This window comes from Mycobacterium tuberculosis complex sp. N0072 (genome assembly GCF_030323725.1).
Classification (GTDB): Bacteria; Actinomycetota; Actinomycetes; order Mycobacteriales; family Mycobacteriaceae; genus Mycobacterium; species Mycobacterium tuberculosis.
The window spans coordinates 2,245,809-2,269,177 of the sequence record NZ_CP040689.1; the positions used below are offsets into that span (position 1 = coordinate 2,245,809).

Here is a 23,369-nt window from a genome sequence, read left to right on the forward strand (position 1 = left end):
GCTGACATACTGCCGGCGACCGAGGTGGCGGTGGGCCGCTGAGACATGACGTGCCTCACGTCGTCGGCGCCCACGCAGCCCCAGGTCAGAACGGTAGCCTTAGGCGATGACCGACTCTGTGGTCGTCCGCGTCAAGCCCGGCAGTCACAAAGGACCCCTGGTCGAGGTCGGTCCCAACGGTGAGCTGATTATCTACGTCCGCGAGCCGGCGATTGATGGCAAGGCCAACGATGCGGTCACCCGGCTGCTCGCAGCTCACCTTCAATTGCCAAAGAGCCGAGTCAAATTGGTGTCCGGAGCGACGTCGCGGTTCAAGCGTTTCCGTCTGAGTCGTTAAGTTCAACCTGTTTGAGGAAGCGGGTCCAGCAAGGCCGGGACATCGAGACCAAGCCGCGCTGACACAACAACATGCTGGCGTCGGTCAACCCGGTCGGCGGCGGCGTTGCTGGCCCCGGTACAGACCGCTTGCCGCCGCCCTCACCGTGTCGGTAATTCGCGCGATGATCGGACTGTCCAGTTTCCAGCATTGCCAATAGAGAGGGACGTCGAGGTGTATGTCGCAGACCCGTACGAACGATCCATCGGCAAGCGGAGATGCTGCCAGCTTCTCGGGGAACATGCCCCATCCCAGCCCGGCGCGCGCTGCGGCGGTGAAGCCCTCTGTGGTCGGGACAAAGTGCGTCGGTCTGGTGATGGCGCGACGAAAGGCCTTACGCACCAACATGTCCTGCAGCCCATCGTCACGATTCCACGCCAGTGACGGAGCTTTAGCCGCCGCGGCGGCAGTGAACCCGTCGGATAGATGGCGCTGGACGAATGGCCTGCTGGCCACTGGTAGGTAGCGCATTTCACCCAGCGGGTGCACCCGGCAGCCCGGCACCGGGTTCCGCTCGGTGGTCACCGCGCCCATCGCCACACCCTCCCGTAGCAGCCGCGCGGAATGGTCCTGGTCCTCGATCCGAACGTCGAGCAGGACGTCGCCGAGACCGTCGAACACGGCCGAAAACCATGTCGCCATGGAATCGGCGTTTACCGCAATGGTGATCCGCGTGCGTTTCAGCGACGCGTTGCCACCCATTTCAGCGAGCGCCTCGGACTCGAGCAACGCTGTTTGCGCGGCCAACCGCAACAGCGGGATACCTGCGGTCGTCGCCCGACATGGCTTTTCCCTGACCACCAGCACCTGGCCGACCTGCTGCTCCAACGACTTGATGCGCTGACTGACAGCCGAGGGGGTGACATGTAGGCGCTCCGCGGCCGCATCGAAGCTGCCCAGTTCGACCACGGCAGCCAATGCGGCCAGCTGTGGACCGTCAAGCTGCGGATCCACCATCTCAGGTGTAGACCATCTGCGGAGCGTCGCACTGCACATTAATAATGCTAATGTAAATGAAGAATTATTAGCTATACTGACCCATACAAACTGCCTAGTGTCGATTGCGTGAACTCACCACTGGTCGTCGGCTTCCTGGCCTGCTTCACGCTGATCGCCGCGATTGGCGCGCAGAACGCATTCGTGCTGCGGCAGGGAATCCAGCGTGAGCACGTGCTGCCGGTGGTGGCGCTGTGCACGGTGTCCGACATCGTGCTGATCGCCGCCGGTATCGCGGGGTTCGGCGCATTGATCGGCGCACATCCGCGTGCGCTCAATGTCGTCAAGTTTGGCGGCGCCGCCTTCCTAATCGGCTACGGGCTACTTGCGGCCCGGCGGGCGTGGCGACCTGTTGCGCTGATCCCATCTGGCGCCACGCCGGTTCGCTTAGCCGAGGTCCTGGTGACCTGTGCGGCATTCACGTTCCTCAACCCACACGTCTACCTCGACACCGTCGTGTTGCTAGGCGCGCTGGCCAACGAGCACAGCGACCAGCGCTGGCTGTTCGGCCTCGGCGCGGTCACAGCCAGTGCGGTATGGTTCGCCACCCTCGGGTTCGGAGCCGGCCGGTTGCGCGGGCTGTTCACCAACCCCGGCTCGTGGAGAATCCTCGACGGCCTGATCGCGGTCATGATGGTTGCGCTGGGAATCTCGCTGACCGTGACCTAGTACAGCACGTGTGCACACGCGGGTTGGACCACGTGATCGTCGATGGGCACATACCGTTCGGCAGGAGGGCGCGCGGTCAGTCTGCACAACTCAGTCACCAGCTGACACGCCGACGGCGGCCTCGCCCGGGCGTGTCGGCGCCACCAGTGCACATTCGGCGTGACGCGGCCCTACGGATCGTGTTGGAGCTGTAGCCCGTTGATACCGGTCGCGAACGGTGAACGGCGCTAATCGGGGGAGTGGGGTCGAGGCTGTCTGGCCTTCCCCGTCCGCAAGTTCGCGTTCGGCCGGGCCGATATCTGGTTCAGGGTGGGTCGAGGCCAAATTTCATCACGGTTGCGGTTGAGCAAAGTTGCTGTAGCTTGCTCGCGAGGAGACGGCCGATATCGCCTCATTGGCATTAGTGTTGGCTGTCATGGCCGGACTGAACATTTACGTGAGGCGCTGGCGGACAGCGCTTCACGCAACCGTGTCGGCATTGATAGTTGCCATCCTCGGACTCGCCATCACCCCGGTCGCTAGTGCGGCGACGGCCAGGGCGACGTTGTCGGTGACATCGACGTGGCAGACCGGTTTCATCGCCCGCTTCACCATCACAAACTCGAGCACGGCGCCGCTAACCGATTGGAAGCTTGAATTCGACTTGCCGGCAGGAGAATCCGTCTTGCACACATGGAATAGCACCGTTGCACGATCTGGCACGCACTACGTTCTCAGCCCAGCGAATTGGAATCGCATCATTGCCCCCGGTGGTTCAGCCACGGGCGGCCTAAGAGGCGGGCTGACCGGTTCTTACTCGCCGCCGTCGAGTTGTCTGCTCAACGGGCAATATCCTTGCACCTAGACGCGACTGCGCACTGAGGCTCGCCGACTGCGACAATGCGGCTACTGCCAGGTGGGTCTAGTGGGTCGTCACGGCCAACGTCATCTCGGAGTTGATGCGGACGGCGCCAGAGCCCTGGGGCTGGTGATGACCAGAAGGTTGCCTGAACCGAGAAATTGGATTGATCGCAGTGCCGGTGGCGGGCTACGGTCGGGCGCGTGGGCATCTACGCAGTGACGGTACGTCGTGTCCGCCCTCGGACGGTCGCGACGGGCATGGGGCTGGCACCGGCTCCATGACGAATGGGCAGCGCGGGTAGTCAGCGCGGCCGCAGTGCGGCCCGGTGAGCTCGTGTTTGACATCGGCGCCGGCGAAGGGGCACTGACGGCGCATCTAGTGCGAGCGGGGGCGCGGGTGGTCGCCGTGGAGTTGCACCCGCGACGAGTCGGTGTCCTCCGCGAGCGATTCCCTGGCATTACCGTGGTGCACGCGGACGCCGCCTCGATCCGGTTGCCCGGCCGGCCGTTCCGGGTTGTGGCGAACCCGCCGTACGGGATTTCGTCCCGCCTGCTGCGGACGCTGCTGGCACCCAACAGCGGGCTTGTCGCGGCCGATCTCGTGCTGCAGCGAGCCCTCGTATGTAAATTCGCTTCTCGCAACGCGCGAAGGTTCACCCTGACCGTCGGCCTCATGCTGCCACGGCGCGCGTTCCTGCCACCGCCGCATGTGGATTCCGCGGTGCTCGTCGTCCGCCGCCGGAAGTGCGGTGACTGGCAGGGGCGGTAAACCCGCGGCCGCCAGTAGGTGTACCACCTTTGCTAGAAGTGGCACACTTCGTTCTATGTCGACCACTCGTCCGCGCTACCAAATAACCGAAACCCCGGAGGTAGCTCAGGCATTGGACCGGGCCGCCCAGCGATGGCCTGGCGAGCCCCGTTCCAAATTATTGCGGCGCCTGATCATCGATGCTCGACGATCCGCGTTCCGCGGGTAGCGTCGTTGCGCCGTACGACGATGGCGAGCTGCTGCGTCTCGCCGAACTACGCGCTAGCAGCGGGCTAAAACTACCTGATTGCTGCGTGCCGGATGTGGCAATTCATCACCAGGCAAGCCTCGCAACCTTTGACGACACGCTCGCTGCCGCAGCACGCACAAGGAGCGTGCCCGCTAGCACAAACGGCGCAGCTAACCCAATACGACCAGCTTCACTTGACATAATGTCGCTTATCGGCTTATAAGTGATGCGAGTTGCTCCTTACGATGACCATGGCACAGCGGCATCCTTCTCTGCGCCAAGCTGGCCAGCTACGTGGCTCGAAGTTCTTGGTAAAGAGCAGGCGTCAGATCGACGCTTTGTCGCAGTTGTAGTTGGCCCGGCCGAGTTCGCTGTTCATACGCGGTGACAACGAGGCCGACACCGCCCGCCGCCGGCACGAGGACACCTTGCATGTGCAAGAACCAGGCCGCATGTCCGACCGCCTGGCACCCTGACCAGTCGTCGCCATAGATGTCGTCGTTCTCGAGCCCCACGGCTTCCCGAGCTTGCGGGGTTGTCAGATCGAGGACGGCCAGGTCCGTGACGTCGATCGTGTGTAGTCGGTAGGCCGCCTCGAGCATCTTCTCTGCGGTCGTTGAAGCCGCTTGCGCCGCCCGTTCCACCTCAACCATGCAGGCTTGGGCGGAATCAGCAAGATAGATCGCCGGAAAGAGCAGCGGCGGATTCCACCTGCCTCCGAATCTGCGCGCGCCCTCACCGGACAAGGCGTCACGGTGCGCGCCGGTATACCGGTAGCACGTTTCCGACCACTCAATTGTTCCGCGTGCGTCGATACGCTGGACGAGCCCTTCATCGAGGGCATCGCTCACACGAACACTCCCTCCGCCATCGCGTCGATGAGCGCCAACACGCGTTGGTACTCGCCGTCTCGCACGAGGTCGGCAGGCTTGCGGTGTTCCAGTAACCGATTCGGCGAAAACATCCACACGTTCGCCTGGTCACGCGGCAGCACTTCCGCGAGGGCGTCGGCGACATAGGCCAGCTCGATAAGTCGTTGCTTGTTGAGGCGTTGGGGAACCACCTGACCTGCGGTCCATCGCGCCACGGAACGCGGCGAGGCATCGACGATGTCACCGACTTCCTCGTAGGTCAATCCCAAGCGCTCGATCGCACCCGACACGGTCGAGGCGAGCACATTTACTCCCATGGGCAGCCTGTCTTCCTTTTGTCTATTGATTTGTCATGTATTATGACACGAACCGAGGCGTCGATGCGAGAGGAACTTCACGACGATGGGCATTCAGTTTCGGCTCGGGCCGGGTGATCACAAACCGGTCGAGGACTTCCTGTCCCGCGACCACGCCGGCACCACTGCGATCACGCTGGACACCAACGCCACTCGTCACCAGCACGACGCTGCCGCAGCCGCAGTCGACGCAGGCCTAGATGTCTACTGGGAGCCAGCAGCCGAGCGCCTCGCCGCGCACCCGGCTTCGGGCTCGACAAGTTCCCTCTGTGAAACGGGCAGCCCTACGACACGGATGCCCTGACGCGCGACGCGGCGGCACGCGCCGAACTCGTCGGCAGGACTCTCGACAAACACCCGTCGATCGTCACGCACGTCACGGCCCCACACTTCTACCTCACCAACGAGCGCACCGCACGCCTCAACATCGACCTTGCCGAGCGCACGCGCTTGGCCGTCGGCTAGGCGGACCGCATGCGAACGGCCTTGACCCCGAGCCACGCCCGTAATGAATGCAACCTTGCCCTCAAGCCTGCCCACAACACCACCTCCGGCGAGTAGTTCCCCCGGCGGGGGGGCTTACACCAAGCAGGAACGTCACCGTGACGAATTGTCGCGTGGCGCAGTGTCAAAGGTCCAGTACGCGACGAAGTCCTCGGTCAACCTCGTGCATCAAGCTCGCTGGCACCTCCCCAACTCGGTCGGTGAGGTCAGTCTTGTTGAGCGTGACAATCGCCGTGACGTTGACGACCGAGTCACGTGGCAGTCGCGTTGTGGTCGCGGGCAAGAACACGTTGCCGGGCATTGCCGCCAGCGCCGTATTGGACGTGATCACCGCTGCGATCACAGTGGCAAGGCGACTTGCGTTGTACGGATCTGACTGGATTACGAGCACCGGGCGGCGCTTCGCCGGCTGACTGCCTGATGGCGGCCCGAGGTCAGCCCAGTAGATCTCGGCACGACTAATCACCACTCATCGTCCATGGTTTCTAGCACGCGGTATGCGTTGGCCACGGCGAGGGCCTCCGCTTCGTCGGTGCCATGGATGCTCTCTAGAGCCCTGTCGATCTGGCCCGTGAGCAATTGGGCGTCCAGCTCGTGCAGGTAGCGCTGCGCAGCCTTCGTGAAGAACTCGGACCGACTCATGCCGAGCTCACTCGCACGCCGCGATACCCGATCGAACGTCTCATCCGGCAGAGAAATAGCTGTCTTCATACAGATAGTATAACCGGGTATAACTTCCAGAAGACGGCGGCTGTTTCGTCACAGTGACGCTATTGCTGGTCCAAACACACTCCACGATTCCGCGCGTCGCTACCCCGGGATAGTCCGATCAGGTGTCTTGGGTGGCCCGGCAAGTGGTTTGATGCGTCCGGCCCGCACGCCGTTGGCGATGACGATGACCTCGGTGAACTCGTGCACAAGCACGACCGCGGCCAGTCCGAGGATCCCGAACAACGCCAGCGGCATCAGCACGGTGATGATACTTAGGGACAATCCGACGTTTTGCACCATGATCTGCCGCGAGCGCCGGGCATGGTCTAGGGCTTGGGGCAGATGCCGCAGGTCTTGGCCCATCAGGGCGACGTCGGCGGTTTCGATGGCGACGTCGGTTCCCATGGCGCCCATCGCGATTCCCAGGTCGGCGGCGGCCAGGGCCGGAGCGTCGTTGACTCCGTCGCCGACCATCGCGGTGGGTTGCCGAGCCCGCAGCTGTGCGACCAGATGAGCCTTGTCCTCGGGCCGCAATTCGGCATGTACCTGCTCGATGCCGGCTTGGGCTGCCAGGGCGGCAGCGGTGGCATGGTTGTCGCCGGTGAGCATCGTCACCTGGTAGCCGCCGGTGCGCAGCCCGGCCACCACCTCGGCGGCTTCCGGGCGTAGTTCGTCGCGCACGGCGATGGCACCAAGCAGCTGCTGGTCGCGTTCGACGAGAACCGCTGTGGCGCCGGCTTGTTGCATGCACGCCACATGATCTGCGAGCTCGGCGGCATCGAGCCAGCCGGGTCGCCCCAGTCGCACCACCCGCCCGTCGAGGCGGCCTATCAGCCCGGCGCCCGGGACGGCTTGCACGTCGCTGGCGGCGGTCGTCGCTTGGGTCGCGGCAAGCACGGCCACAGCCAGGGGATGTTCGCTGCGGGCTTCCAGGGCGGCTGCCACCGCCAACACTTCCTCGCGGGTAGCGCCGTTTGTGGTGGCGACGTCGATGACGACGGGCCGGTTGGCGGTTAACGTACCGGTTTTGTCCAGGGCTACCGCGCGGATGGTGCCCAGGGTTTCCAGCGCGGCGCCGCCCTTGATGAGCACGCCGAGTCTGGAGGCGGCGCCGATGGACGCGACCACGGTGACCGGAACGGCGATGGCCAGCGCGCACGGGGCGGCGGCGACTAATACCACGAGCGCGCGTTCGATCCAGACCAGCGGATTACCCAAGACGCTGCCGGTCCCGGCGATCAGCGCCGCGGCGATCATGATGCTGGGCACCAACGGTCGCGCGATACAGTCGGCTAGCCGCTGACTAGCACCTTTTCGGACCTGTTCGGCCTCCACGATGTGCACGATGCGCGCCAGCGAGTTGTTGGCCGCGGTAGCGGTGACCCCCACCTGCAGCACGCCCAAGCCGTTGATCGACCCGGCGAACACTTCGTCACCGGGTCCAACCTCGACCGGCACCGATTCGCCGGTGATCGCGGAGACATCCAGGGCGGTGCGCCCGGCACGAATGATGCCGTCGGTGGCCAGGCGTTCGCCCGGTTTAACGATCATCTGGTCACCGACGTGCAATTCGGTTGAGGCCACGATGGTTTCGGTGCCCTCCCGCAGAACTGTGGCCTGATCCGGCACCAGCGACAGCAGGGCGCGCAGGCCACGGCGAGTGCGCGCCGTCGCGTATTCCTCCAAGCCTTCGCTGATCGAGAACAGAAACGCCAGCGTAGCGGCCTCACCCAGCTCGCCAAGTGCGACAGCGCCCAGCGCGGCGATGGTCATCAGGGTGCCTACGCCGACGCGGCCTTCGGCCAGTCGTTTGAGGCTGGAGGGCACGAATGTCGAGGCCCCAACCGCCAGCGCAAGGGCCTTCAGTCCCAGTACGACCGGCCACAGCGGATAAGCCCATGCGGCAACTAGCGACGCGGTCAGCAACACTCCGGAGAATGCGGCTCGCCGCAGTTTGGCGACTTGCCAGAGCTGCTCCGGCTCGCGGTCCTCGTTGTCCTCGCCGTCGCAGCAGGCATCGCTCGTCTCCCCCGATGGCTGCGCGGCCACGTCACGCCGAACTCCTGATAGTGTTCGCGTGCTCCAGTCGATGATTTTCTGCACTACCCCGGCCTTGCGGTTACTGGCCGAGCGCGAAGCATACGCGGGCACCGCCGCCGCAGGGACGGTCTCGGCATCGATGATTGCCGACAGGATGGCAGCGGTGTCGCAGATTGCGCGTGAATACCAGATCACAATGGATGCCGTCCGCGGATAGGCATGCACGGCCTGCACACCGGCCACCTTGCCGACGGTGTCCTCGATCGCAACGGCCCGTCCCGCGTCGAACTGAAACCCGGTGGCCTGCACACGCATCCGCCCGGCTGCATCGGATACAACGGTCAGCTGGACCTCGGCGTCAACTACAGTCGTCACTCGTCGACCCTGGCGCCAGCGGGCAGGGGCGCCTCCTCACCGATGCGCCCGCGAGCCTCGGCAACGACGTCGGCGACTGTCAGCCGGGCCGACTCGGCCGCCGCCTCCGCGCGCCGGGTTCCGCGCAGGCCCCACTCCATCACGGTCACCGACGCCCGGCGAATGGGCGCCGTACCCAGCGCTTTGCGCACCGTTTCGTAGGCGCTCACCCCGACCAGTCCGGTGAGCACCGCCCCGGCCGCCTTAACCAATAGCTCATGCGTAACCACGGTCAGTTCTCCTTTGCTTTGTCCTGTAACCACAAGTCGTGTCGTCTGCTGCTCAGCTACCTGTCATCTCGACCGCCTCCCCGGACGCGGCGCGCTCGGCGACACAGGGTTGGTCGGTATCCACCGCGAGAACGACCTGGACCAACTCGCCCAAGGCTCGCGCCAGGTGACTGTCGGCCAGCGCATACCGAACCTGCCGGCCCTCATAGGTTGCGACTACCAGCCCGCAGCCCCGCAAACACGACAGATGGTTGGACACATTCGATCGGGTCAACCCGAGGTGCGCAGCTAGCTGGCCGGGATAGCAAACGCCATCCAGCAACGCCACCAGAATCCGGCACCGCGTCGGATCAGCCAGAGCCCGGCCGAGTCGAGCCAGGGCCGATTCCCGCATCTCACACGTCAGCATAGATCAAATAGTACACCATATACTGGTATAACAGCAAGAGCTGAATTGTACATCCATAGCAGATATGATCGGCGCGCGTCACAAGCTTCCGGCCGCAGAGCCGCCAACTCACGATATCGTTAACCGATATCCCGAGCCGATAGCTGGCGGGCTCGGGTGGTGGCCAGCGGCGCTGCGACGAAAGGTGTGACCGTCATGAAACAGACACCACCGGCGGCCGTCGGCCGTCGTCACCTGCTCGAGATCTCAGCATCCGCAGCCGGTGTGATCGCGCTTTCGGCGTGTAGTGGGTCGCCGCCCGAGCCCGGCAAAGGCCGGCCCGACACAACCCCGGAACAGGAAGTCCCGGTCACCGCGCCCGAGGACTTGATGCGCGAACACGGAGTGCTCAAACGCATCCTGCTGATCTATCGCGAGGGGATCCGCCGCCTCCAAGCCGATGATCAGAGTCCCGCTCCAGCACTGAACGAAAGCGCGCAGATCATTCGACGCTTCATCGAGGACTACCACGGACAGCTGGAAGAGCAATACGTCTTCCCCAAGCTGGAACAAGCCGGCAAGCTCACGGACATCACCTCGGTCTTGCGCACCCAGCATCAGCGCGGCCGGGTGCTCACGGACCGGGTACTCGCCGCCACCACTGCAGCGGCTGCATTCGATCAGCCTGCGCGAGACACCCTGGCCCAAGACATGGCAGCGTACATCCGAATGTTTGAGCCGCATGAGGCGCGCGAGGACACGGTCGTTTTCCCGGCGTTGCGCGACGTGATGTCCGCTGTCGAGTTTCGCGACATGGCCGAGACCTTTGAAGACGAGGAGCACCGGCGCTTTGGCGAGGCCGGTTTTCAATCGGTGGTCGACAAGGTCGCCGATATCGAAAAAAGCCTTGGCATCTACGACCTGAGCCAGTTCACCCCCAGCTAAAGACACTAATGCCCTTGGGTTCGGGACCATCGCCTCCTGACGCGATCGCGACAGCTGGCTAACGTCGGTAGTACACCCATGCAGAGGGGACGCCAATGTCAGCCCAACAAACGAACCTCGGAATCGTGGTCGGTGTGGATGGTTCATCCTGCTCGCATACGGCAGTCGAATGGGCCGCGCGCGATGCGCAGATGCGCAACGTTGCGCTCCGCGTGGTGCAGGTCGTGCCCCCGGTAATAACCGCCCCGGAAGGGTGGGCATTTGAGTATTCGCGGTTTCAAGAAGCCCAAAAGCGCGAAATCGTCGAACACTCGTACCTGGTCGCCCAAGCGCACCAAATCGTCGAACAGGCCCACAAGGTCGCCCTCGAGGCATCCTCCTCAGGTCGCGCCGCGCAAATCACCGGCGAAGTGCTGCACGGCCAGATAGTGCCCACGCTGGCCAACATCTCCAGGCAGGTCGCGATGGTCGTGCTGGGCTACCGAGGTCAGGGCGCCGTAGCCGGCGCCTTGCTGGGATCGGTCAGCTCAAGCCTGGTTCGCCACGCTCATGGCCCTGTCGCCGTAATACCCGAGGAGCCGCGACCGGCGCGCCCGCCGCACGCGCCGGTTGTGGTGGGCATCGACGGCTCGCCCACCTCGGGATTGGCGGCCGAGATCGCCTTCGACGAGGCATCGCGCCGCGGCGTGGACTTGGTGGCGCTGCACGCGTGGAGCGACATGGGCCCCCTCGACTTTCCTAGGCTCAATTGGGCGCCGATCGAATGGAGAAACCTCGAAGACGAGCAGGAGAAAATGCTCGCCCGGCGTCTGAGCGGATGGCAAGACCGGTATCCCGATGTCGTCGTGCACAAAGTCGTGGTGTGCGATCGACCGGCACCCCGCCTGCTCGAATTGGCACAAACCGCTCAGCTTGTGGTGGTTGGCAGCCACGGCCGCGGGGGGTTCCCCGGCATGCATCTCGGCTCAGTCAGCAGAGCGGTGGTCAATTCCGGTCAGGCTCCGGTTATCGTCGCCCGAATCCCCCAAGATCCGGCAGTGCCGGCCTGAGGGCCTGTGCGATCTGCTCGGGTGGTGCCCACCCGCGCGGAAAGCCCCGTCCGAACCGTGATTGGGCAACGTCGGGCCGGGCCAGCAGCGCTGGACCGTAGGTCGCTGCAGTGGATGACTTACGGCCCTGATCCACACCGGCGACCGTTAGGCAGGGTTGAGCCAACCGTCGGTTGAGCGTCTGGCTGCGAGGTGAGGTGATTGTCGGCGTCAGTGTCTGCCACGACGGCTCATCATGGCTTGCCAGCACATGAAGTGGTGCTGCTGCTGGAGAGCGATCCATATCACGGGCTGTCCGACGGCGAGGCCGCCCAACGACTAGAACGCTTCGGGCCCAACACCTTGGCGGTGGTAACGCGCGCTAGCTTGCTGGCCCGCATCCTGCGGCAGTTTCATCACCCGCTGATCTACGTTCTGCTCGTTGCCGGGACGATCACCGCCGGTCTTAAGGAATTCGTTGACGCCGCAGTGATCTTCGGTGTGGTGGTGATCAATGCGATCGTGGGTTTCATTCAAGAATCCAAGGCAGAGGCCGCACTGCAGGGCCTGCGCTCCATGGTGCACACCCACGCCAAGGTGGTGCGCGAGGGTCACGAGCACACAATGCCATCCGAAGAGCTGGTTCCCGGTGACCTTGTGCTGTTAGCGGCCGGTGACAAGGTTCCCGCCGATTTGCGGCTGGTGCGACAGACCGGATTGAGCGTGAACGAGTCAGCACTTACCGGCGAGTCGACGCCGGTTCACAAGGACGAGGTGGCGTTGCCGGAGGGCACACCGGTCGCTGATCGTCGCAATATCGCGTATTCCGGCACATTGGTAACCGCGGGCCATGGCGCCGGGATCGTCGTCGCGACCGGCGCCGAAACCGAACTCGGTGAGATTCATCGGCTCGTTGGGGCCGCCGAGGTTGTCGCCACACCGCTGACCGCGAAGCTGGCGTGGTTCAGCAAGTTTCTGACCATCGCCATCCTGGGTCTGGCAGCGCTCACGTTCGGCGTGGGTTTGCTGCGCCGGCAAGATGCCGTCGAAACGTTCACCGCTGCGATCGCGCTGGCGGTCGGGGCAATTCCCGAAGGTCTGCCCACCGCCGTGACCATCACCTTGGCCATCGGCATGGCCCGGATGGCCAAGCGCCGCGCGGTCATTCGACGTCTACCCGCGGTGGAAACGCTGGGCAGCACCACGGTCATCTGCGCCGACAAGACCGGAACGCTGACCGAGAATCAGATGACGGTCCAGTCGATCTGGACACCCCACGGTGAGATCCGGGCGACCGGAACGGGCTATGCACCCGACGTCCTCCTGTGCGACACCGACGACGCGCCGGTTCCGGTGAATGCCAATGCGGCCCTTCGCTGGTCGCTGCTGGCCGGTGCCTGCAGCAACGACGCCGCACTGGTTCGCGACGGCACACGCTGGCAGATCGTCGGCGATCCCACCGAGGGCGCGATGCTCGTCGTGGCCGCCAAGGCCGGCTTCAACCCGGAGCGGCTGGCGACAACTCTGCCGCAAGTGGCAGCCATACCGTTCAGTTCCGAGCGGCAATACATGGCCACCCTGCATCGCGACGGGACGGATCATGTGGTGCTGGCCAAGGGTGCTGTGGAGCGCATGCTCGACCTGTGCGGCACCGAGATGGGCGCCGACGGCGCATTGCGGCCGCTGGACCGCGCCACCGTGTTGCGTGCTACCGAAATGTTGACTTCCCGGGGGTTGCGGGTGCTGGCAACCGGGATGGGTGCCGGCGCCGGCACTCCCGACGACTTCGACGAAAACGTGATACCGGGTTCGCTGGCGCTGACCGGCCTGCAAGCGATGAGCGATCCACCACGAGCGGCCGCGGCATCGGCGGTGGCGGCCTGCCACAGTGCCGGCATTGCGGTAAAAATGATTACCGGTGACCACGCGGGCACCGCCACGGCGATCGCAACCGAGGTGGGGTTGCTCGACAACACTGAACCGGCGGCAGGCTCGGTCCTGACGGGTGCCGAGCTGGCCGCGCTGAGCGCAGACCAGTACCCGGAGGCCGTGGATACAGCCAGCGTGTTTGCCAGGGTCTCTCCCGAGCAGAAGCTGCGGTTGGTGCAAGCATTGCAGGCCAGGGGGCACGTCGTCGCGATGACCGGCGACGGCGTCAACGACGCCCCGGCCTTGCGTCAGGCCAACATTGGCGTCGCGATGGGCCGCGGTGGCACCGAGGTCGCCAAGGATGCCGCCGACATGGTGTTGACCGACGACGACTTCGCCACCATCGAAGCCGCGGTCGAGGAAGGCCGCGGCGTATTCGACAATCTGACCAAGTTCATCACCTGGACGCTGCCCACCAACCTCGGTGAGGGCCTAGTGATCTTGGCCGCCATCGCTGTTGGCGTCGCCTTGCCGATTCTGCCCACCCAAATTCTGTGGATCAACATGACCACAGCGATCGCGCTCGGACTCATGCTCGCGTTCGAGCCCAAGGAGGCCGGAATCATGACCCGGCCACCGCGCGACCCCGACCAACCGCTGCTGACCGGCTGGCTTGTCAGGCGGACTCTTCTGGTTTCCACCTTGCTCGTCGCCAGCGCGTGGTGGCTGTTTGCATGGGAGCTCGACAATGGCGCGGGCCTGCATGAGGCGCGCACGGCGGCGCTGAACCTGTTCGTCGTCGTCGAGGCGTTCTATCTGTTCAGCTGCCGGTCGCTGACCCGATCGGCCTGGCGGCTCGGCATGTTCGCCAACCGCTGGATCATCCTCGGCGTCAGTGCGCAGGCCATCGCGCAATTCGCGATCACATATCTACCCGCGATGAATATGGTGTTCGACACCGCGCCAATCGATATCGGGGTGTGGGTGCGCATATTCGCTGTCACGACCGCAATCACGATTGTGGTGGCCACCGACACGCTGCTGCCGAGAATACGGGCGCAACCGCCATGATGCCCCGTCCGTGAGTACGGTGTGCGTGCGGTCGATCCGGCCAGAGTTACCAGGTCGGAACTAGCCAGTTACGTTGTACTCGTGCGGTTCTCGTAGTCAACCAAGCGTGCCTGCAGTTCGGCGTACGGTACGGACCGTGGCAGCTGCTCTCCGTCGCGCACGGCCCGAGCCGCGTGGGCCGCTGCATACAACCCCGCGCTGTAGGGCACTGAACCGGTTGACACCCGGGCCACCCCGAGCTCACCAAGGTCGGCGATCGTCAAGCCGGGCACGGGCAACGTGTTAACCGGGCACGGAATGTTGCGAGTGAGCTCAGCAAGTTCGTCGGGATCGTTGGCCAGTGGGACAAAGACGCCGTCGGCGCCGGCATCGACGTAGCGAAGTGCGCGCTGGATCGTGCTGGTGGTATCGGCGTGCTGGCGCAACCAATAGGTGTCGACGCGGGCGTTGACGAACACCTCGGGGTTACGTTGTTTGATCGCAACGATTTTAGCGGCTGCCAGGGCGGGGTCGATGAGCTTTTCGGCGCTACTGTCCTCGATATTGATTCCGGCTGTCGACAGTTGTGCGACGTAGTCAGCAATGGCGTCGGGTTCGTCGCTGTATCCGTCCTCGATGTCGACGCTGACGTAGCATTGCAGCGGTGCCAGGGCGGCCGCCAGTGCGATGTTGGCGCCGCGAGTGGCGCGGTGCCCGTCCGGGTGCCCGCCGCTGGACGAGACCCCGAAACTGGTTGTGCCGATAGCCGTGAAGCCCTCCGCGAGGTAGGCCAGGGCCGACGGCACATCCCAGGCGTTGGGCAACACGAACGGAACACCTTGGTGATGAAGATCGTGGAAACTCATTCCCTACCTCCCTGCTGGCGGATGGGCCTGATTGTATGTGTGACCCGCGTCAGCAGGGTCAGTCGGTGAGACCCGTCGCCGCTGGCCGATTCAACTAGGTTGCGGACGGATGACCACTTCGTTGGGTATCACCAGAATCAGTCTGTCGTGCTCGACGAGTGATGATGCGGCGCACACCGTATGCCGCCACACCGACACCGAGCACCGCGGCCCCGGCGGCCACCGAGGAGAGTGGCAGCGCGAACGCCAGGACTACGCAGCCGATCAGTCCCACCAGCGGAATCAGGCGGCGGGGCCGGCCCTCGTCGAGCCCCAGAGTCAAGGCGGAGGCGTTGGCGATCGCGTAGTAGACCAGCACACCGAAGGACGAAAAGCCGATCGCACCACGGATATCCGCTGTCGCCGCCAGCGCCGCCACCACCGCGCCAACCACCAGTTCGGCACGAAAGGGCACCTTGAACCTAGGGTGCACGGCGGCCAGCCAGCGCGGTAGGTGCCGGTCGCGTGCCATCGCCAAGGTGGTGCGGGAGACCCCGAGAATCAAGGCCAGTAGCGAGCCCAATGCGGCCACCGCGGCCCCTATCTGCACGACGGGAATCAGCCAGTTCACCCCCGCGACCCGCATGGCCTCCGACAACGGGGCGGCGGCCCGCGCGAGCCGCTGCGGACCCAACACAGCGATCACGGCCACGGCGACCAGGGCATACACCGCCAGGGTGATGCCCAGCGCCAGCGGGATGGCGCGTGGGATCGTGCGGGCCGGGTCGCGGACCTCCTCCCCCAGCGTGGCGATGCGGGCATAGCCGGCGAACGCGAAAAACAGCAGGCCGGCCGCCTGCAGCATCCCCCAGACGTGTGCATCTACACCGATATCGAGTCGCGCCGGGTCCGCAGCGCCGGAGCCATAGGCGGCGACCACGACTGCGGTCAAGACCACCAACACCACGGCGACGATCGACCGGGTGAGCCAGGCGGACTTCTGTATCCCGGCGTAGTTCACCGCGGTCAGTGCCACCACCACGGCGACGGCCACCGCGTGCGCTTGCGCGGGCCACACATAGAAGCCGACCGTCAACGCCATCGCCGCACACGATGCCGTCTTGCCGACCACAAAGCCCCAGCCCGCCAGGTATCCCCAGAAGTCGCCCAGCCGCATCCGGCCATACACATAGGTGCCCCCCGAGGCCGGGTAGCGCGCGGCCAGCCGCGCCGACGAGATCGCATTGCAGTAGGCCACCACCGCGGCCACTGCCAACCCGAGCAACAACCCAGAACCGGCCGCGTACGCGGCCGGGGCCAGGGCGGCAAAGATTCCGGCACCGATCATGGACCCAAGCCCGATCACCACCGCATCCAAGAGCCCCAGCCGTCGCCGCAGCTCATCTGGAATATCGCGTGGGTCTAGCGGGCGTCTCATGCCTCGATAATGCTACGGCATCCGATATCGGTATACGATATCTACCCGGAATTTGACGCCCGAGACCCGCATGCGTCCAGGGTTTGTGGGTTTGGGGTTTGGTCAGTGGCCGGTCTACGTTGTTCGCTGGCCTAAACTCCACCTGACGCCGCGGCAGCGAAAGCGTGTCTTGCATCGGCGACGATTGCTCACCGATCGCCCGATTTCGTTGTCACAAATTCCAATCCGCACAGGAGGGCCCATGAACGACCCGTGGCCCAGGCCAACGCAAGGGCCGGCGAAAACCATCGAAACCGACTACCTGGTGATAGGTGCCGGAGCGATGGGAATGGCATTCACGGATACCCTCATCACCGAGTCCGGTGCGCGCGTCGTCATGATCGACCGCGCATGTCAACCTGGTGGACATTGGACCACCGCCTACCCGTTCGTGCGGCTACACCAGCCATCGGCCTATTACGGCGTCAACTCAAGGGCACTAGGCAACAACACCATTGACCTCGTCGGTTGGAACCAGGGACTGAACGAACTGGCACCAGTCGGCGAGATATGCGCCTACTTCGATGCTGTATTGCAGCAGCAACTGCTCCCCACCGGGCGGGTTGACTACTTCCCGATGAGCGAATACCTGGGCGACGGCCGGTTCCGGACACTGGCAGGCACCGAATACGTCGTCACCGTCAATCGGCGCATCGTCGATGCCACCTACCTGCGTGCCGTCGTACCGTCGATGCGGCCGGCGCCGTACTCGGTTGCACCCGGCGTCGACTGCGTCGCTCCAAACGAACTGCCCAAACTCGGCACCCGGGATCGCTACGTGGTCGTCGGTGCCGGCAAGACCGGCATGGACGTCTGCCTATGGTTGCTCCGAAACGACGTCTGCCCTGACAAGCTGACCTGGATCATGCCGCGTGATTCCTGGCTGATCGACCGAGCGACGCTGCAGCCCGGGCCCACATTCGTCAGGCAGTTCAGGGAAAGCTACGGTGCGACTCTCGAGGCCATCGGGGCCGCGACCTCGACCGACGATCTGTTCGACCGACTAGAGACCGCCGGAACCCTGCTGCGCATCGACCCCTCGGTGCGTCCGAGCATGTATCGCTGCGCCACTGTGTCGCACCTCGAACTCGAGCAGCTGCGCCGTATCCGCGACATCGTCAGGATGGGCCACGTCCAACGCATCGAGCCCACCACGATAGTGCTCGACGGCGGATCGGTTCCCGCCACACCCACGGCCCTCTATATTGACTGCACCGCCGATGGAGCACCACAACGTCCAGCCAAGCCGGTTTTCGACGCAGACCACCTAACCCTGCAAGCCGTGCGCGGATGCCAACAGGTGTTCAGCGCCGCGTTTATCGCGCACGTCGAATTCGCCTACGAGGACGACGCGGTGAAAAACGAACTCTGTACCCCGATTCCACACCCGGACTGCGATCTGGACTGGATGCGTCTGATGCACTCCGATCTAGGCAACTTTCAGCGCTGGTTAAACGACCCCGATCTGACGGACTGGCTGAGCTCGGCGCGGTTGAACTTGCTCGCCGACCTGCTGCCGCCGTTGTCTCACAAGCCGCGGGTGCGCGAGCGGGTGGTGTCGATGTTCCAAAAGAGGTTGGGCACCGCCGGCGACCAGCTAGCGAAGCTGCTCGACGCCGCCACCGCAACAACCGAACAACGCTAAGGATCGGCCGTGCACCATAACCGCGATGTCGACTTGGCGCTTGTCGAGCGACCCAGCTCGGGATACGTCTACACAACGGGTTGGCGACTGGCCACAACGGACATCGACGAGCACCAACAACTGCGCCTCGACGGTGTCGCGCGCTATATCCAAGAGGTCGGTGCCGAGCATCTCGCCGATGCCCAATTGGCAGAGGTCCATCCCCATTGGATTGTCCTGCGCACGGTCATCGATGTCATCAACCCGATTGAGCTACCCAGCGACATCACCTTTCACCGGTGGTGCGCAGCGCTTTCCACCAGGTGGTGCAGCATGCGTGTGCAGCTGCAAGGATCCGCCGGCGGCCGCATCGAAACCGAAGGGTTCTGGATCTGCGTGAACAAAGACACCCTGACGCCGTCCCGTCTCACCGATGACTGCATCGCACGTTTCGGCAGCACCACCGAAAACCACCGGCTCAAGTGGCGCCCATGGCTCACCGGGCCGAACATCGATGGTACCGAGACACCATTTCCCTTGCGTCGCACGGATATTGACCCGTTCGAGCATGTCAACAACACCATCTACTGGCACGGTGTGCACGAAATACTCTGCCAGATACCCACCCTGACGGCACCCTACCGCGCCGTGCTCGAGTACCGCAGCCCCATCAAGTCCGGCGAACCGCTGACCATTCGTTACGAGCAGCACGACGACGTCGTGCGCATGCACTTCGTCGTCGGCGACGACGTGCGCGCGGCAGCGCTGCTGCGCAGGCTATAACCGTCTGGACGAATCGGCGGTATGCCGACCACCATGAACCAAGGTCCGCAACGCATCGAAGCACGAGGAGAATCCATGTCTGGACGGTTGATCGGAAAGGTCGCACTTGTCAGCGGCGGGGCGCGCGGTATGGGTGCATCCCATGTGCGGGCGATGGTGGCCGAAGGCGCAAAGGTTGTGTTCGGCGACATCCTCGACGAGGAGGGCAAGGCGGTGGCCGCCGAACTGGCCGATGCGGCCCGCTACGTCCATCTCGACGTTACCCAACCCGCGCAATGGACGGCTGCGGTGGACACCGCGGTCACCGCATTCGGTGGCCTGCACGTGCTGGTCAACAACGCCGGCATTCTCAACATCGGGACGATCGAGGACTACGCCCTCACCGAATGGCAGCGCATCCTCGATGTCAACCTGACCGGAGTCTTCCTGGGCATCCGCGCTGTCGTCAAGCCAATGAAAGAGGCTGGTCGCGGCTCCATCATCAACATTTCGTCGATCGAGGGGCTGGCCGGCACGGTTGCTTGTCATGGCTATACCGCCACCAAGTTCGCCGTGCGGGGGCTGACCAAGTCCACCGCTCTCGAGTTGGGGCCCAGCGGAATTCGAGTCAACTCGATTCACCCTGGGTTGGTCAAGACGCCGATGACTGACTGGGTCCCCGAAGACATCTTCCAGACCGCGCTGGGCCGCGCGGCCGAACCCGTGGAAGTGTCCAACCTCGTCGTCTACCTGGCCAGCGATGAGTCGAGCTATTCCACCGGCGCGGAATTTGTGGTCGACGGCGGGACCGTAGCTGGCCTGGCACACAACGACTTCGGTGCCGTCGAGGTGTCCTCGCAGCCGGAATGGGTGACGTAAACGCCGATTGGCAGGCAATGCCCGACCGGTCTGGCGATGACGATCGCGTCCGCGCTCAACCGCAATCGGATACCCAGCCGGCCTGTCCCGCACCCGGCCCAAGGAACGGCGTCGTGGTGGCTATTCCGACTCGAGTGGGTGATCATCCTTAGGCTCGTGCGCTTGGTCGACCGCCGAGATAGCAACGAAGCCGGCGCCGGCTTGGATACCGTCATGGGCGGCTTCGATGTCGTACCGGGCGAGTCCCGGCGGTTGGTGCAGCGTGCAGCGGCGGGCGATGACCCGGAATCCCGAGTCTGCGAGCAGTTGTTCGAGTTCGGCCGCGGTGTAGAAGCGGGCGTCGCGGTAGCCTGGCTGTCCGCGGGCCGCGCGCAGAGCGTACAGGTCGGCCCACGGTGTCCCGCGAGGCAAGAACCCGATAACAAGGCCGCCGCCGTCGGCGAGCAGACGCCGCGTTTCCCGGAATATGGCGGCCGGGTCGGTGACGAAACAGAGCGTGAATGCCATGAGGACCGCCCCGAAGTGCCGGCTGACGAAAGGGACCGCCTCGCCGACGGCATTGGCGACCAGGACGCCGCGCCGGCGTGCGAACGTCAGCGCATCACGGGATGGATCGAGTCCGAACCGCACGCCGAGCAGGTCGGCGAAACGTCCTGTACCGACACCGATTTCCAAGCGTGGCTGGGCAAAGACCTCGATGAGCGGCCGCAACGCGGCGACCTCGGTCGCCAGGATCGGCCGCCCGGTGGGTGAGTCATACCAGGCGTCGTAGGCCGCCGCGTCGCGCCCGGCGGCCGACGATGCCGGCATCCGGGTGTCAGGCGTCACCGCGAGCTGATTCCAGCAACAATCGGCGTTCGGCGGCCGCGACCGACCCCGGGGTAGCAGCAATCGCGCCCGAATGGACCGACACTGAGGTGATTCCCATCCGGACCAGATGCTCGGCGAAAGTCGGGTTGCCCGAGAGCGCTTGACCACACAGCGACGATGTGCTGCTGACAGTGATGGTTGGCATCGGTTTTCCTTTCGGCGTTCTCAGATCGCGCTGCGCCAGATGTGGTAGGCCTGTCCCACGGAGCGCTCACGCGGCCCCGCCGTGTCGATCCGGTGCCCGGTGTCCCAGTCCGCTTGCCGGGCGGCCAAGGCCGCCGCGATCTCGGCGGTGGCGTCGGAGTTGCCCCCGGCTCTAGCAACGATTCTGTCGGCCATCACGTCAACCGTCGCCGAACACCTGAATTCGACAATCGCCGAGTGCGTGTCCGCCGCGAGACGCCGGGCGCAGGCGCGCATCTGCGGATCACCCCAGGTACCGTCGAGGATCACTGAGTGCCCACTACCCAAGAGCAAGCGGGCTTTGCGCAGCGCCTCCTGGTAGACCGCCACAACGTTGGCACGACTGTAGAGCCCGGAGTCCAAAACGCCGGGCTCCCCGGTGATTACTCCGCAATCGCGTAGCCGCCGGCGCACATCGTCGGTTGAGATCACCTGCGCCCCCACCAGTTCGGCGACCCCGCGGGCCAGGGTCGACTTGCCGGTGCCCGGATTGCCACCGACCAGCGCCAACCGGACCGTAGCGTGCTGTAGGTGTTGGGTGGCGATGATCAGGTGGCGCACGGCGTCCGCAGCGGCCTCCGGTTTGCCCTGGGAGAATCGCACGCACTCGACTTTCGCGCGCACCACCGCGCGATAAGCAATGTAGAAGTCGCGCAGCGACGCCGGGGCGGTATCACCCGAACGCACCGCATAGCCGGCCAGGAAGTAGTCCCCAAGATCTTTGCGGCCCAAGAACTCCAGATCCATGGCCAAAAAGGCGGCGTCGTCGATGCGGTCGAGGTAGCGAAGCTCGTCTTCGAACTCCAAGCAATCCAGCAGCGCCGGTTCGCCATCCACCAAGAAGATGTCATCGGCCAGTAGATCCGCGTGGCCGTCTACAATACAACCTTCTTTGATCCGGCCGGCGAACAAAACCTCGCGCCCGGAAACGAATTCGTCGACCATGTGTTCAATCCGCCGAATCACATCCCCGGAGACCACTTTGTCCGCGTGGTGGCGAAGTTCGGCCAGGTTTTCGTGCCAACGCCGCGCCACCGCACCGACCTCGCCTTGAGTATCGATGCACCGGTTACGCTGTGCGCGCTGGTGAAACCGGGCCAACACCTCAGCGATCGCGTCCAGGGCACCCTCGACCGGCAGGCCGGCGGTCACCATCGACGCCAGCCGCTGCTTGTCGCGGTAACGCCGCATGACGACGACCGGTTCGGCGTGCCCGCCGCTTGGATCGCTGAGATGGGCAATGCCCAAGTAGCTCTGCGCGGCCAGCCGACTATTCAACTCGAATTCCCGGATACAGGCGCGCTCACGCTGTTCCGCCGTGCGGAAGTCGCAGAAATCCGTCACCACAGGCTTTTTCGCCTTGAACGCCCGGTCGCCGGCCAACACAACCACTGCGGTGTGGGTTTCGCGCACATCGATGAAAGGCTCATCTGTCACAGGATGGGCGTCACACGTGCCGTCGTTGGTCGGTGAGTCCATGGCGGTAGCCAAGCCAAGTAGTCACGACTGCCGTGCCACGATCACTGGCACCCGCGCGGCGTGTAAGACCGCGTTACTGACCGACCCCAGAAGCATGCCGGTCAAGCCACCTCGGCCATGACTGCCAACGACGACAAGCTGGGCGGACGCCGACTTTTGCACCAGCTTCCGCGCCGGGCGATCGCAAACGACAACCCGGCTCACCGGCACATCGGGATAGCGTTCTTGCCAACCTGCCAAGCGTTCGGCGAGACTAAGCTCCGCTTCCTGCTGTACAGCCGAGAAGTCCAAACCCGGAAGTTCCACCACTTCGACGTCACTCCACGCGTGCACGGCGATCAGTTCGACGCCGCGGCGCGACGCCTCGTCAAATGCCACCGCCGTCGCAAGCTCCGAAACCGGCGAACCGTCGATTCCCACCAGCACGGGAGCGTGCTGCGGATCAGGGATCACCGCATCATCGCTGTGGATGACCGCGACCGGGCACCCGGCGCGTCGCACCAGGCTCGAGCTGACCGAACCGAGCAAGCCTCGGGCCAGCGCTCCCCGGCCCGAGCTGCCCAACACCACCATCTCTGCCTCGTTGGAGATTTCAACCATGGTAGGTACCGGCGTGGAAAATACGAGCTCGCTCTTTACGCTGAGCTTTCGATCCGCTCCAACCGCCTCTTTGGCGAGCTTGACGGCGTTGGCGACGATCTGGCGACCCTCGTCCTCCTGCCAAACCCCCCAGGTCTCCGGATACGGCATCGGCGGCCACGTCGCTACATCGGCGTTCACCACGTGGACCACGGTCAGCGGAATGTTCCTCATCGCCGCATCGGTGGCACCCCAACAGGCGGCGGCATCCGATTCGAGCGAACCATCTACCCCGACGACAACTCCGTGCTGCTTGCGGGGTTTAGACATCTCATTCTCCCTTCGCCTCGAGCAACGCTATGAACCGGGACAGTCACCGGTCATG

26 protein-coding genes and 1 pseudogene are annotated in these 23,369 nt (G+C 64.4%); 12 read left to right on the forward strand and 15 right to left on the reverse strand.

The window, feature by feature from the left end; all coding sequences use genetic code 11:
• Positions 1 to 106: 106 nt before the first annotated feature.
• Complete coding sequence (locus FF952_RS10510; RefSeq protein WP_003409980.1) at positions 107 to 337, forward strand: DUF167 domain-containing protein; 231 nt, start codon at positions 107 to 109, stop codon at positions 335 to 337.
• An 84-nt stretch (positions 338 to 421) separates the two neighbouring features.
• Here the strand turns inward: FF952_RS10510 and FF952_RS10515 are convergent, their stop codons facing one another.
• Complete coding sequence (locus tag FF952_RS10515) at positions 422 to 1,333, reverse strand: ArgP/LysG family DNA-binding transcriptional regulator (protein WP_003409986.1); 912 nt, start codon at positions 1,331 to 1,333, stop codon at positions 422 to 424.
• A gap of 108 nt (positions 1,334 to 1,441) precedes the next feature.
• Here FF952_RS10515 and lysE point away from each other — a divergent pair, with 108 nt between their 5' ends.
• From lysE to FF952_RS20785, 4 genes are all read left to right on the forward strand, one after another.
• On the forward strand, positions 1,442 to 2,041 hold the full coding sequence (gene lysE / locus FF952_RS10520) for an L-lysine exporter (RefSeq protein ID WP_003409989.1): 600 nt from the start codon (positions 1,442 to 1,444) through the stop codon (positions 2,039 to 2,041).
• A gap of 415 nt (positions 2,042 to 2,456) precedes the next feature.
• Positions 2,457 to 2,885: a cellulose-binding protein gene (locus FF952_RS10525; RefSeq protein WP_003409992.1), complete on the forward strand. Its 429-nt coding sequence runs from the start codon at positions 2,457 to 2,459 to the stop codon at positions 2,883 to 2,885.
• A 225-nt stretch (positions 2,886 to 3,110) separates the two neighbouring features.
• Positions 3,111 to 3,650: a 23S rRNA (adenine(2058)-N(6))-methyltransferase Erm(37) gene (gene erm(37), locus FF952_RS10530; protein WP_003900446.1), complete on the forward strand. Its 540-nt coding sequence runs from the start codon at positions 3,111 to 3,113 to the stop codon at positions 3,648 to 3,650.
• A gap of 179 nt (positions 3,651 to 3,829) precedes the next feature.
• Positions 3,830 to 4,102 carry a PIN domain-containing protein gene (locus FF952_RS20785; RefSeq protein ID WP_003409997.1) on the forward strand — a complete coding sequence of 91 codons (273 nt, stop codon included), beginning with the start codon at positions 3,830 to 3,832 and terminating at the stop codon, positions 4,100 to 4,102.
• 67 nt (positions 4,103 to 4,169) lie between these two features.
• On the opposite strand, the gene FF952_RS10535 is transcribed toward FF952_RS20785, so the two are convergent.
• A complete protein-coding gene (locus FF952_RS10535; protein ID WP_003410001.1) occupies positions 4,170 to 4,730 on the reverse strand; it encodes an RES family NAD+ phosphorylase in 561 nt (186 codons plus the stop codon).
• Complete coding sequence (locus FF952_RS10540; protein WP_003410003.1) at positions 4,727 to 5,068, reverse strand: antitoxin Xre/MbcA/ParS toxin-binding domain-containing protein; 342 nt, start codon at positions 5,066 to 5,068, stop codon at positions 4,727 to 4,729. Before FF952_RS10540 ends, FF952_RS10535 begins: the two co-directional genes overlap by 4 nt.
• Before the next feature lie 85 nt (positions 5,069 to 5,153).
• On the opposite strand from FF952_RS10540, the gene FF952_RS10545 reads away from it, so the two are divergent.
• The gene (locus FF952_RS10545; protein ID WP_003410006.1) at positions 5,154 to 5,411 is read left to right on the forward strand and encodes a hypothetical protein; all 258 of its coding nucleotides are present in this window, start codon (positions 5,154 to 5,156) and stop codon (positions 5,409 to 5,411) included.
• A 148-nt stretch (positions 5,412 to 5,559) separates the two neighbouring features.
• Here FF952_RS10545 and FF952_RS20965 read toward each other — a convergent pair.
• The 6 genes and pseudogenes from FF952_RS20965 to cmtR form a co-directional block, all read right to left on the reverse strand.
• A pseudogene (locus tag FF952_RS20965) lies at positions 5,560 to 5,647 on the reverse strand (dehydrogenase); the annotation flags it as partial.
• Positions 5,648 to 5,735: 88 nt separating this feature from the next.
• Positions 5,736 to 6,080 carry a type II toxin-antitoxin system toxin endoribonuclease MazF6 gene (gene mazF6, locus FF952_RS10555; RefSeq protein WP_003410010.1) on the reverse strand — a complete coding sequence of 115 codons (345 nt, stop codon included), beginning with the start codon at positions 6,078 to 6,080 and terminating at the stop codon, positions 5,736 to 5,738.
• Positions 6,074 to 6,322, reverse strand: coding sequence for a ribbon-helix-helix domain-containing protein (locus FF952_RS10560; RefSeq protein ID WP_003410014.1), 249 nt, complete (start codon positions 6,320 to 6,322; stop codon positions 6,074 to 6,076). Before FF952_RS10560 ends, mazF6 begins: the two co-directional genes overlap by 7 nt.
• Positions 6,323 to 6,421: 99 nt before the next feature.
• Positions 6,422 to 8,737 carry a cation transporter ATPase CptG gene (gene ctpG, locus FF952_RS10565; protein ID WP_003899120.1) on the reverse strand — a complete coding sequence of 772 codons (2,316 nt, stop codon included), beginning with the start codon at positions 8,735 to 8,737 and terminating at the stop codon, positions 6,422 to 6,424.
• Positions 8,734 to 9,006 carry a DUF1490 family protein gene (locus tag FF952_RS10570; protein ID WP_003903706.1) on the reverse strand — a complete coding sequence of 91 codons (273 nt, stop codon included), beginning with the start codon at positions 9,004 to 9,006 and terminating at the stop codon, positions 8,734 to 8,736. Before FF952_RS10570 ends, ctpG begins: the two co-directional genes overlap by 4 nt.
• 52 nt (positions 9,007 to 9,058) lie before the next feature.
• Positions 9,059 to 9,415 (reverse strand): Cd(II)/Pb(II)-sensing metalloregulatory transcriptional regulator CmtR, encoded by a 357-nt coding sequence (gene cmtR, locus FF952_RS10575; protein WP_003410018.1) that lies wholly within the window; start codon positions 9,413 to 9,415, stop codon positions 9,059 to 9,061.
• A 156-nt stretch (positions 9,416 to 9,571) separates the two neighbouring features.
• Between cmtR and FF952_RS10580 the strand changes: the two genes are divergently transcribed.
• The 3 genes from FF952_RS10580 to FF952_RS10590 all read left to right on the forward strand — a co-directional run bounded on the left by FF952_RS10580 (position 9,572) and on the right by FF952_RS10590 (position 14,307).
• Complete coding sequence (locus FF952_RS10580) at positions 9,572 to 10,339, forward strand: hemerythrin domain-containing protein (RefSeq protein WP_003410019.1); 768 nt, start codon at positions 9,572 to 9,574, stop codon at positions 10,337 to 10,339.
• 95 nt (positions 10,340 to 10,434) lie between these two features.
• Complete coding sequence (locus FF952_RS10585; RefSeq protein ID WP_003904756.1) at positions 10,435 to 11,388, forward strand: universal stress protein; 954 nt, start codon at positions 10,435 to 10,437, stop codon at positions 11,386 to 11,388.
• A gap of 201 nt (positions 11,389 to 11,589) precedes the next feature.
• Positions 11,590 to 14,307 carry a cation-transporting P-type ATPase gene (locus tag FF952_RS10590; protein ID WP_003904757.1) on the forward strand — a complete coding sequence of 906 codons (2,718 nt, stop codon included), beginning with the start codon at positions 11,590 to 11,592 and terminating at the stop codon, positions 14,305 to 14,307.
• A gap of 68 nt (positions 14,308 to 14,375) precedes the next feature.
• Here FF952_RS10590 and FF952_RS10595 read toward each other — a convergent pair whose 3' ends face one another.
• Positions 14,376 to 15,152: an isocitrate lyase/PEP mutase family protein gene (locus tag FF952_RS10595; RefSeq protein WP_003410037.1), complete on the reverse strand. Its 777-nt coding sequence runs from the start codon at positions 15,150 to 15,152 to the stop codon at positions 14,376 to 14,378.
• A 94-nt stretch (positions 15,153 to 15,246) separates the two neighbouring features.
• Positions 15,247 to 16,569, reverse strand: coding sequence for an APC family permease (locus FF952_RS10600; RefSeq protein WP_003410039.1), 1,323 nt, complete (start codon positions 16,567 to 16,569; stop codon positions 15,247 to 15,249).
• A gap of 70 nt (positions 16,570 to 16,639) precedes the next feature.
• Here FF952_RS10600 and FF952_RS10605 point away from each other — a divergent pair, with 70 nt between their 5' ends.
• The 3 genes from FF952_RS10605 (at position 16,640) to FF952_RS10615 (ending at position 19,873) form a co-directional block, all read left to right on the forward strand.
• On the forward strand, positions 16,640 to 18,253 hold the full coding sequence (locus FF952_RS10605) for an NAD(P)-binding protein (RefSeq protein ID WP_003410042.1): 1,614 nt from the start codon (positions 16,640 to 16,642) through the stop codon (positions 18,251 to 18,253).
• Positions 18,254 to 18,262: 9 nt separating this feature from the next.
• Entirely contained in the window at positions 18,263 to 19,015 is a 753-nt protein-coding gene (locus FF952_RS10610; RefSeq protein WP_003900448.1) for an acyl-[acyl-carrier-protein] thioesterase, read from the forward strand.
• 75 nt (positions 19,016 to 19,090) lie between these two features.
• Positions 19,091 to 19,873, forward strand: coding sequence for an SDR family oxidoreductase (locus tag FF952_RS10615; protein WP_003410047.1), 783 nt, complete (start codon positions 19,091 to 19,093; stop codon positions 19,871 to 19,873).
• Positions 19,874 to 19,993: 120 nt separating this feature from the next.
• Here FF952_RS10615 and FF952_RS10620 read toward each other — a convergent pair whose 3' ends face one another.
• From FF952_RS10620 to FF952_RS10635, 4 genes are read right to left on the reverse strand one after another with little or no spacing between them, the layout of a single operon-like run.
• Entirely contained in the window at positions 19,994 to 20,683 is a 690-nt protein-coding gene (locus tag FF952_RS10620; RefSeq protein WP_031653875.1) for a class I SAM-dependent methyltransferase, read from the reverse strand.
• Positions 20,684 to 20,690: 7 nt separating this feature from the next.
• Entirely contained in the window at positions 20,691 to 20,888 is a 198-nt protein-coding gene (locus FF952_RS10625; RefSeq protein WP_003410051.1) for a phosphoenolpyruvate synthase, read from the reverse strand.
• 20 nt (positions 20,889 to 20,908) lie between these two features.
• The gene (locus FF952_RS10630; protein WP_003410057.1) at positions 20,909 to 22,405 is read right to left on the reverse strand and encodes a bifunctional aminoglycoside phosphotransferase/ATP-binding protein; all 1,497 of its coding nucleotides are present in this window, start codon (positions 22,403 to 22,405) and stop codon (positions 20,909 to 20,911) included.
• A gap of 21 nt (positions 22,406 to 22,426) precedes the next feature.
• Positions 22,427 to 23,314, reverse strand: coding sequence for a universal stress protein (locus FF952_RS10635; protein WP_003410060.1), 888 nt, complete (start codon positions 23,312 to 23,314; stop codon positions 22,427 to 22,429).
• Between the last annotated feature and the right edge of the window lie 55 nt (positions 23,315 to 23,369).